General features: G+C 58.9%; 8 protein-coding genes. 1 reads left to right on the top strand and 7 read right to left on the bottom strand.

The genetic code is table 11. The annotated features are described in order from the left end of the window. Nucleotides 1–115 precede the first annotated feature (115 nt). Entirely contained in the window at nt 116–439 is a 324-nt protein-coding gene (locus LMTR13_RS24740) for a hypothetical protein (RefSeq protein WP_065730085.1), read from the bottom strand. 1,531 nt (nt 440–1,970) lie between these two features. On the opposite strand from LMTR13_RS24740, the gene glmS reads away from it, so the two are divergent. Next, nucleotides 1,971–3,797 (top strand): glutamine--fructose-6-phosphate transaminase (isomerizing), encoded by a 1,827-nt coding sequence (gene glmS, locus LMTR13_RS24735; RefSeq protein WP_065730084.1) that lies wholly within the window; start codon nt 1,971–1,973, stop codon nt 3,795–3,797. Between the two features lie 6 nt (nt 3,798–3,803). Here the strand turns inward: glmS and LMTR13_RS24730 are convergent, their stop codons facing one another. The 6 genes from LMTR13_RS24730 to LMTR13_RS24705 are packed head-to-tail and all read right to left on the bottom strand — an operon-like array spanning nt 3,804 to nt 9,764. After that, the gene (locus tag LMTR13_RS24730) at nt 3,804–4,211 is read right to left on the bottom strand and encodes a hypothetical protein (protein ID WP_065730083.1); all 408 of its coding nucleotides are present in this window, start codon (nt 4,209–4,211) and stop codon (nt 3,804–3,806) included. 36 nt (nt 4,212–4,247) lie between these two features. Next, entirely contained in the window at nt 4,248–5,237 is a 990-nt protein-coding gene (locus LMTR13_RS24725; RefSeq protein WP_236843098.1) for an ABC transporter ATP-binding protein, read from the bottom strand. Next, nucleotides 5,224–6,201 carry an ABC transporter ATP-binding protein gene (locus tag LMTR13_RS24720; RefSeq protein ID WP_065730082.1) on the bottom strand — a complete coding sequence of 326 codons (978 nt, stop codon included), beginning with the start codon at nt 6,199–6,201 and terminating at the stop codon, nt 5,224–5,226. Before LMTR13_RS24720 ends, LMTR13_RS24725 begins: the two co-directional genes overlap by 14 nt. Next, complete coding sequence (locus tag LMTR13_RS24715; RefSeq protein ID WP_065730081.1) at nt 6,198–7,085, bottom strand: ABC transporter permease; 888 nt, start codon at nt 7,083–7,085, stop codon at nt 6,198–6,200. The genes LMTR13_RS24720 and LMTR13_RS24715 overlap by 4 nt, the downstream gene beginning before the upstream one ends. Continuing rightward, complete coding sequence (locus tag LMTR13_RS24710; RefSeq protein WP_065730080.1) at nt 7,085–8,101, bottom strand: ABC transporter permease; 1,017 nt, start codon at nt 8,099–8,101, stop codon at nt 7,085–7,087. Before LMTR13_RS24710 ends, LMTR13_RS24715 begins: the two co-directional genes overlap by 1 nt. Nucleotides 8,102–8,138: 37 nt before the next feature. After that, complete coding sequence (locus LMTR13_RS24705) at nt 8,139–9,764, bottom strand: ABC transporter substrate-binding protein (protein ID WP_065730079.1); 1,626 nt, start codon at nt 9,762–9,764, stop codon at nt 8,139–8,141. Nucleotides 9,765–9,853 lie beyond the last annotated feature (89 nt).

Raw genomic sequence — 9,853 nt, 5'->3', positions numbered from 1 at the left:
GACGGCCAAATGCGGCTTCCGAGCCGCGCGAATTCACGCGCGAGCTCCTCCCGGGCGTCCGAGGACGAACCGATGACGAGGCAAACCTTTCCGATGAAGCCTGCGCCGGCCAAACTCATGGTTTGATGCGTTCCGTCCAGACCGACACTGTCTTGGATCTGTCGAGATACTTCTCGTAGAGTTCGTCGATCATTTCCTTGCCGACCACAGCCAATTCAGCTTGATAGGCCGCGCGATCCGTCACCTCAATGCGCTCGACATAATCCCACGGGCCGCCCGATAGGCCAGCTCCGGTTTCGGTGATGCGGTGCGTACAATAGTTGACGATAGTTTTCATTTTGGCGGCGGTGACATAGTCCACCTCGCGTTCGAAGCGTTCATAGTCTGCCGCGCTGACACCCGGCTTTAATGCGGCAAATACAAATCGGACAACAGCCATAATTCATCCTTCTCCTTGTTGTGACGGACCAGAAATCAAGCGACCAGCTCTGAGCCAAGATGACAGGTGACGAATCGGCCGGGCGAGAGCTCCTTCAAGGGCGGTCTTTCTGCTCAGATGGGCTGCTCTCGCCCGCACAGCCTGCATCCGGGCGCGAAATCGATAGAGTTTGGGATTTCACCGGCTAACGTGAAGTCATCTCGCTTTGCGTCGGGATCGGGCACGGAAGGGCGACCGGTCAGGCTCGCGTAAGGGTGCAGGGCGTCGCGAACAAATCGCGTGTGTCAGACATCTCCACGATGCTGCCGAGATGCATCACTGCAACGCGGCTCGCTAGGTACTTCACCGCGCGACATCGTGCCAAAGCCCGTGCTGGGCAAACGACAGCGGCACCCGTGAAGCATGCTGCCAAGCTGCAATCGGCGGGACCGCACTCAACAGTGCAGCGTCTATGGCGTTGATTTGGATCGATCGAGCGAGTTTCATCTGAACTCCGAGGCCGTCTCTGCGAGACGGCCGTGGTCTTAGTGTATCCCCACCGTGTCCCAGCAATCGGCGTGCCAAAAAAAGACGTTGTGCGAGCTTGGTTGCAGAGGGGCAAAACCATGTGCTTGGCGACGCGCCGGCGGAATACTTGCGCCTTCCTGTCGGGTTCCGCACATAGACGTTTTCAGCCGGACACGGCTGAACACGACAACACGCAGGCACGATGGGGGGCGACTTGATGCAGTACAAGTAAGCAGGCACTTATCGGAGAACCCCGAGGCGCCGCGTCGGGAAGAGCGGTCCCTCAGCTCACTGGCCATTTCTCGCAGCTGCTCCTGACCAGCTCCATCGGATCTCGTCCTTCTACGAGATCTCGTCATACGAGGAGCCGATACCTTGCTAGCGTCGAGCAGGCAATTGAGCTTAACGGGGCGGCGAGATAGGCGAAAGATGGAGATGTCCGGCGAGAGGCTCAATCGCGGTTTCGCCTTCCGGGCAATGATCAACACGTACTGGACGAATAGTGCTGCGCGCGTTCTTCTTCCGCCATCTGCGTCTGAATTTTGGCGCGATGACATCGCGAAGCCTGAGCCGGCCGGCCCTCGTTCGCGCCCTTCATCACGGTGAGAGTCGTTCCTCCTTGTCCAGCCGCCCAGAGCGCGGTGTTCTCGATTGCAGTCTTTAAAATCGCGCTCGATCTAAGCCAAGCTCCGGGCGGATCGGCCGCGCGAAGCGCGATGCAATGGCTGCGGGCGTCACACTTAATCAGCGCGATCCGCAACAAGGCAGCCGATCATTCGCCGCGAAATTTCGAACGGCGTATCGGGGACCCCGACACGCGTCGTAAGGTCAACGGCCGCGTCTCGAAAAGCAGAACATCATCAATTCGCTGCGTGCTGGCATGCTAATTGCCTGCCTGTGGCTTAACAAATAAACGGTAAGGCATGATCAATCTGATGGACAGCACGACGTTGGCTTGCCGCCCACATCTTCGAACGGGACGACGACATCGTTCAAGTGCAGCTGCTGGGGGAGATTGATCTGCGTGTGCGGGATTGTCGGCATTTTGGGACGCGCTCCGGTCGCGGACCAACTCGTCGCTTCGCTGAAGCGGCTGGATTATCGCGGCTATGACTCTGCGGGCGTTGTGACGCTGGAAGGCGATCACTTCGATCGGCGGCGCTCCGAGGGCAAGCTGAGAAACCTCGAGAGCGGGCTGCGCGCCGAGCCGCTGTGGGGTCATATCGGGATCGGCCATACCCGCTGGGCCACCCGCGGCAAGCCGACCGAGAGTAACGCTCACCCGCATATGACCGACAACGTGGCCGTGGTCCACAACGGCATTATTGAGAATCTCCGCGAGCTGCGTGCCGAATTGGAACAGCAGGGCACCCAATTCGCCTCCGAAACCGACACCGAGGTGGTCGCTCATCTGATCGAATCCTATCTGACGAAAGGCTATTCACCCTCGGAGGCGGTGAAAGCGTGGCTGCCGAAATTGCGTGGCGCGTTCGCGCTGGCCATCCTGTTCAAAGTCCATGACGATCTCATGATCGGCGCCCGCAAGGGCTCTCCGCTTGCGATCGGTCAGGGGGATGGCCAGATGTATCTGGGCTCGGATGCGATTGCGCTTGCACCGTTCACCGACACCATCACCTATCTCGCGGACGGCGATTGGGCCGTGCTCACCCGCAAGACCGGCGTGATCTTTAACGCGCAAGGAGCCGTTGCCCATCGCGAGGTGGTGAAATCGGGGGGCTCGTCGTTCCTGGTCAACAAGGCGAATTATCTTCACTTCATGGCCAAGGAAATTCACGAGCAGCCGGAAGTGGTGGGCCATACACTCCGGCGCTATGTCGATATGGCCGCCGAGCGCATCGCGTTGCCGCAGAGGCTGCCATTCGACTTCAACGACATTGGCCGCATATCGATCACTGGTTGCGGCAGCTCGAGCTATGCCGGCCATGTCGCCAAATATTGGTTCGAGCGTCTGGCCCGCGTCCCAGTCGAGCTCGATGTCGCCTCCGAATTCCGCTACCGCGAGGCGCCGCTGCGCAAAGGCGATCTTGCCATCTTCATCTCGCAATCTGGCGAGACGGCCGACACGCTGGCCGCGCTCCGCTACGCCAAGGCGCAAGGGCTCCATACGCTCTCGGTCGTCAACGCGCCTACCTCGACCATTGCGCGTGAGAGCGAGACCATGCTGCAGACGCTGGCCGGGCCCCAAATCGGCGTCGCCTCGACCAGAGCGTTCACCTGCCAGCTGATGGTGCTCGCCGCGCTCGCGGTCGCCGCCGGCAAGTCGCGCGGTGAATTGTCCGACGCCGACGAGACCAGGCTCGTGCAGAGGTTGATCGAGATTCCGAGGCTGATGGCGACCGCACTCGCCACCGAGCCCCAAATCGAAAAGCTCGCGCGCGACATGGCGAAATGTCGCAACGTGGTCTATCTCGGCCGCGGCACCTCGTTCCCGTTGGCGCTGGAAGGCGCGTTGAAGCTGAAGGAAATCTCTTATGTCCACGCCGAAGGCTATGCCGCCGGCGAACTCAAGCACGGGCCGATTGCGTTGATCGACGAGACCATGCCTGTGATCGTCATCGCGCCCTATGACGGGGTGTTCGAAAAGACCGTCTCAAACATGCAGGAAGTTGCAGCAAGAGGCGGCAATATCATCCTGATGACCGATGCAAAGGGTGCGAGGGAGGCGATCGTAGACCCGCTCGTGACCATCGTGCTGCCAGACATGGCGGCAACCTTTACGCCGATGGTCTATGACATCCCGATGCAGCTCTTAGCCTATCATACCGCGGTGGTCATGGGCACCAACGTGGATCAGCCGCGCAATCTTGCTAAATCGGTGACCGTGGAATAGGCGGGCTTAGATAGATGTCACTGGAACAGGTTTTATTTTGTTTGATACAGTGGGGATGGTATTCCAGCGGCCGCAAATGGCCGCATGCGGACCGGGTTCGATACGCTCTGACCAGACCGATACGATCTTGGATTTATCGAGATACTTCTCGTAAAGTTCATCGATCAGTTCCTTGCCGGTAACGGCAAGTTCAGCTTCATAGGCTGCACGGTCGGTCACTTCGATGCGCTCGACGTAGTGCCACGGTCCGCCCGATAGGCCAGCTCCGGTTTCGGTAATGCGGTGCGTGCGATAGATCACGATAGTCTTTAATTTGGAGGCGATGACGTAGTCCACCTCGCGCTCGAAGCGTTCATAGTCTGCCGCGCTGACACCAGGCTTCAATGCGGCAAACACAAATTGGACAATCGCCATGATGGATCGTCACCCCTTGTTATGGTGGTCCTGAAATCAAGGGGAGAGCTCTGAGACGAGATGACAGGCGACAAATCGGCCCGGCGCGATCTCCTTCAACGGCGGTTTTTCTGCGCAGATAGGTTTGGCCAGTGGACAGCGCCCGCGCAGCCTGCATCCGGTCGCGACATCAATGGGGCTTGGAATTTCGCCTGCCAATGTGAAGTCGTCCCGCCTTGCGTCGGGATCGGGCACCGGAACGGCCGCCAGTAACGCTCGCGTGTAGGGGTGCAAGGGCTTCGCGAACAGATCGCGTGTGTCCGATAATTCCACGATGCTGCCGAGATACATCACTGCAACGCGGCTGGCGAGGTACTTCACCGTGGCCAGATCGTGCGAAATGAAGAGGTAGGATAGCCCGAGATGTTCGCGCAGCTTCTCGAGCAGGAGAATCGCTCGCGACCGCAACGAGACGTCGAGTGCGGACGTCGGTTCGTCGAGAACAACAAAACGAGGATTTGTCGCGATAGCTCGGGCAATATTCACACGCTGGCGTTGGCCACCCGAAAGCTCGTGGGGATACCTGTCCAAAAGATCGCGGCCAAGACCCACCTCGTGCATGAGCTCTTCGACCCGTGCGCGGCGTTCCTTTGCGTCAAATTTGGTATGAAGCGTGAGCGCCTCCTCGACCATGCTTCTCACCGAAAGCCTAGGATTGAGGGAGGCGGTGGGATCCTGGAACACCATTTGGATGTCCCGGCGGAATGGCCTCATCGCTTGCGCGTCAAGCGTCGCGATCTCCTCGCTGGCATAGCGGACAGATCCCGCCGTCGGTTTCAGTAATCGTACCAGGCAACGCGCGACGGTCGATTTGCCACAGCCTGACTCACCAACCAGTCCGAGGGTTTCGCCAGCCTCTACGTCGAAGGAGACGGAATCGACCGCTCGCAAGACAGGCTCGGCTTGACCACGTAGGCGCGCGAGCGTGCCGCCAATCCCGCCCAGCGGAAAGTGCATTTGCAGATCACGAATCTCAACAAGTGCCACGACGTTCCTCAAATCCATAACATGCTACAACATGGCCGGGAGCGGCCTCGACTATCGGGGGGCGCGAAACGCGACAGCGATCCATCGCCCACTCACAACGTCCGGCGTAACGGCACCCGCTTGGCGGGTTGACCAATGAAGGAACCGAGCCCGATATCGGCTCAAGTACGACATCCCGATCTACTCTCGGGATCGATCGGACGAGCGCCTTCGTATATGGATGAGCGGGATTATGGAATAGGTCCCGCACGGGCGCGCATTCAACCACCTGGCCCGCATGCATAACGGCAACGCGGTCGCAGGTTTCGGCAACAACGCCCAGATCGTGCGTAACGAGCATGATCGCGGCTCCCGTCTTGGTGCGCAATTCGCGTAAAAGGTCGAGAATCTTGGCGGCGATCGACACGTCAAGCCCGGTGGTGGGCTCGTCCGCAAGCAGGAGCTGAGGTGAGGTTGCAAGCGCCATCGCGATCATGATGCGTTGACACATTCCCCCCGAGAGCTGATGCGGGTATTGGTTGGCCCGCCTCTCTGGTGCTGGAATGCGAACAAGGCGCAGCATCTCCAGCATCCTCTTCTCGGCCTCTCGCGTCGATAAACCAGCGTGGACCATCAGCAAGCGCGAGATCTGCCTTCCAACGGTCAGGAGCGGGTTGAGCGCGGTTCGCGGCGTTTGCGAGACCATCGCGATCTTCGCGCCGCGCATTCGGCGCATCTGCTCCTCAGGAAGCGAGCCAAGATCAATGCCGTCGAAGTGGACGCTTCCTGACACCACACGCCCTGGCGGGCGGATCAGGCGCAGGATGGCGAACGACGTCACCGACTTCCCCGACCCGGACTCACCGACTAGTCCAAGAATCTCGCCTCGGCGAATCGTCAGGTTAATATGATCGACGGCTTCAATCGCGCCTTGATTGATCTGAAAATGAACAGTCAGATCCGAGATCTCAAGCATTTCGGTCATCTCAGCCCCCTCATGCGCGGGTCCAGCAAATCACGCAGTCCATCACCGATAAGGTTGAATGCGAGAACGGAAACCATGATCGCCAGACCGGGAAACAGGAAGAGCCACCATTCTCCTGTGACGATCTGTGAGGCCCCTTCAGCTGTCATAACGCCCCATTCGCTTTGCGGAGGCTGAATTCCGAGCCCGATAAAGGATAGCGACGCCATTGTCAGAAGCGCGAAACCCGTCGAGAGGGTGGCCTGTACGATCAGCGGCGGAAGGCAGTTGGGCAGCAAGTGAATCAACACGATCCTCCAGGTTGGATTACCGAGAGTGCGTGCTGCATCGGCATACTCCATCTCGCGAAGCCGAAGCATCTCTCCACGCGTGAGCCGCAAGTATGCCGGGATTTGGGTGATCGAGATGGCAATTGCGACATTGGTGATGGAATTGCCAAGGCCAGCTGTGATGCCCATGGCCAATACGAAGGCCGGAAAGGCCATGAGAGCGTCGACTACGCGCATCGCGAGAGTATCAGCCCAACCTCGGCTGTATCCTACGACCGCTCCAAGCAACCCTCCGATTGTGACAGCAATCAATGTTGCCGCAAAGGCAACCAGCAGGTCGACGCGTGCGGCAAAAATGATCCGCGAGAGTTGATCGCGGCCGAACTCGTCAGTGCCAAGCGGATGCTGCCAGGAGGGCGGCTGCAGGGAGGCTGCAGGATCGGTGGCATCGGGCGCGTAGGGCGCCACGATTGGCGCGAGTATCGCAACCGCTGCGATCAGCACGATCACGCAGAGTGCCGCAAACGAAACTGGATTTCGCTGAAGCCGCTGCCACACCAAAGACGAAGCCACTGGTTTGGAAATCGAGGAGGACACAGAGAACGATGAAGACATCAGCTGAACCTTATCCGGGGATCGATGAGGCCGTACGCAATATCAACCGCCAGATTGACCATGACACACGTTACGGCGACAAAGAGGATGAATGACTGGATCGGAGCCGAATCCTTCGTGAGCAGTGCGGTCACTGCGTAGTTGCCGATACCCGGCCATGAGAACACGCTCTCCACGACCGCATTTCCGGCCATCAGGAATCCAAAAACGATTCCGGAAATCGTGATGACCGGTATCAGCGCATTTCGCAGGGCATCCCTGTAGATGACCGTGCGCCGCGGCAATCCGGCCGCCCACGCCGCCTTGATGTAATCGGACTCGAGGATCTCAAGCATGGTGGACCGCACCATGCGAGCGACTGGCGCGATCGCGCTGAGCCCGAGGGTCCCCGCAGGGAGCATGAGCTGATGCAGGCTTGATCGCAGGGTGGTCCAGTTTCCGGTAATCAGGGAGTCGATCACATAGAGCCCTGTGACGTGTGCGGGAGGTTCGATGCCGGATCCCAGCCGTCCAAGAGGTGAGGGGGCCAAATCGAGCATGTAAAAGAAGACGTAAACGAACAACAGCCCGGTCAAGAAGCTAGGCATCGCGACCCCCATGATGCCGACGACTCGTCCGATATGGTCTACCAACGTGTCGCGATGCACCGCAGATAAGACGCCGAGAGGCAATCCGATCCCGATCGCGATGAGAAGGCTCGCCAAATTGAGCTCGAGAGTGGCGGGCAGGCGCTGCAGAAAGTCCTGCGAGACCGGTCGTCCCGTCGATGCGCTCTCGCCAAGATCGCCTTTGAATATGCCGGAGACGTACCGGTAGTACTGCTCGGGAAATGGACGATCCAATCCCATTTGGTGTTCCATCTCGGCGAGATGTTCTGGCGTGGCAAACGGGCCCGCCTTCACCATGGCTGGATTGCCGGGAAGCAAGTAGGTGAGGGTGAAGCAGATCACGCTGACGCCGAACAATGTCGGCAGAGCCAGCGCAAACCGTCGCGTCACATAATTGAAAAAAACCATTGGAGCGCTCTCCCGATTGAGACGAAAATTGAGGTGCTCAGGCGAGCTTCATGCTGAAAAATCGCTCATAACTATCCCAGCGCTTTTCAATGCCAACGAGGTCGGATCGCATGACGCGGGTCCAGTTCTCGTACCAGAGGTGCCCCCAGACGGCGTCGCCGATGATAATCTCCTGCAGGCGTTTTGCTGCTGCGAGACGCTTGCCAATGTCGGTTTCGTGCATGTTCTCATCGATCAGCTTGTCGACTTCCGGATTGGAATAGAATGAGGTGTTGGTGCCTTTTGCTGTGCTGTGGAAGTTGAAGAACAGGTGATAGAAGGGATCGTTGATCCAAGACTGCCACGACTCGATCGAAAGCTGGTGATCGCCTTTGGTCGCGATCTGGCGGAAGGTGGCCTCGGTTTCCTTGACGATGCTCACCTTGAAGCCGATCTTCTCCAGCTCGGTCTGGAGCCAGATCGAAGCCTGCTCGTGCGGCTGCCATCCAGCGCGTACCGCAAGGTCAATCGCAACCGGCTCCTTGCCAAAGCCAGCCTCACGCATCAACTCCTTGGCTTTTGTGATGTCGTACTTGTAGGGGCTAATCGTGCTATCGTAACCGGGCGTCAAACTCGGCACAGGGCTCTTCATCTCGGTGCCATAACCATACAGCACGCTCGGTATGATGGCCTGGACTGGGATCGCATAATTGATGGCCTGGCGCACTTTGACGTTGTTAAGCGGCGCCTTCTGCGTGTTCATGCAAAGCCAGTGACACAGGGTGTCCGGCACGGAGACGGTCTTCAAACCAGGCTCGGCTGCGAGACTCTTCACATTGCGCGGAGACAGGGTTGATCTGCCGACCACCATGTCGATGGCCTTGCGTTTGAGCAGCAGCACGCGATCGGCTTCGTTCGGCACATATTTGAAGACCACCCGATCGAAATAGGGCCGACCACGCCAGTGATCGGCCTGCGCTTCCAGGACGACCTCGACCCCTGGCTGGTTCTTCACCAGCTGATAGGGTCCAAGCCCGGCGGTGTTTCGCTTCAACCAATTGGCAGCCCAGGGATCTTCCGCGGTCCCATTCGTCTTGACCTCATCCGGATCAAGCAGCGCGTTGTTCATGAGCGCCATCGTGTCCAGCGCCATCGGACTTGGCGAGGGCATATTGATCTCGATCGTAAACTCGTCACGCACCTTGAAGTGCTCGGGGTTCGTTACGCCCAGAAGCCGCGGAAACAGGATGCGCATATAGCCCGGCGACTGCAGCCCGCGGTCGAGGAGATACTTCACAGTCGTTGCGTTGACATCGCGACCGCTCGGTAATTTCACGCCTTTGCGGATGTTCAGCACTAGCGTGGCGCCGCCATTTTCGAACGACCAGGACTGGGCGATGCTGCCCTCGATCTCGCCCGGCTTTGCTTGCGACACTCCCGGCTTTCCCCCGACCGGCTGCACCTTCCACATCAGCGGACTGTCGTAAACGTTGGCTTGCACAGTGTAGCCTGCCGATGTCTTGAACGAGGCCGGATCGAGCGTGTCGATGTCGGCATCCCAGGCGACTGTCAGCGTTCGCTTTTCTTGCGCGGCAGCCGAACGAGCTTTGCCGGCGAATGTGAGGGCCGCGACGCTGGTTGCGGCAAACTTCAAGAAATCCCGACGGCGCGTGTCGCTTCTCATCTCATTCCCCTCCTGACTTTGCGCGCAGCTTGCAGGTCATCCGGTGCGCGACGGCTTGCATTGATGACTTGCATTATTGTCATCGTCCT

Source organism: Bradyrhizobium icense, assembly GCF_001693385.1.
Classification (GTDB): domain Bacteria; phylum Pseudomonadota; class Alphaproteobacteria; order Rhizobiales; family Xanthobacteraceae; genus Bradyrhizobium; species Bradyrhizobium icense.
The sequence above is the reverse complement of the archived record's forward strand: the minus strand, read 5'-3'. Positions and strand labels throughout refer to the sequence as shown.

What these genes read in the sequence shown, in the direction of transcription:
- LMTR13_RS24705 (WP_065730079.1), bottom strand. Translation starts at nt 9,764, where the DNA reads ATGAGAAGCGACACGCGCCGTCGGGATTTCTTGAAGTTTGCCGCAACC.
- LMTR13_RS24720 (WP_065730082.1), bottom strand. Translation starts at nt 6,201, where the DNA reads ATGACCGAAATGCTTGAGATCTCGGATCTGACTGTTCATTTTCAGATC.
- LMTR13_RS24710 (WP_065730080.1), bottom strand. Translation starts at nt 8,101, where the DNA reads ATGGTTTTTTTCAATTATGTGACGCGACGGTTTGCGCTGGCTCTGCCG.
- LMTR13_RS24730 (WP_065730083.1), bottom strand. Translation starts at nt 4,211, where the DNA reads ATGGCGATTGTCCAATTTGTGTTTGCCGCATTGAAGCCTGGTGTCAGC.
- LMTR13_RS24740 (WP_065730085.1), bottom strand. Translation starts at nt 439, where the DNA reads ATGGCTGTTGTCCGATTTGTATTTGCCGCATTAAAGCCGGGTGTCAGC.
- LMTR13_RS24715 (WP_065730081.1), bottom strand. Translation starts at nt 7,085, where the DNA reads ATGTCTTCATCGTTCTCTGTGTCCTCCTCGATTTCCAAACCAGTGGCT.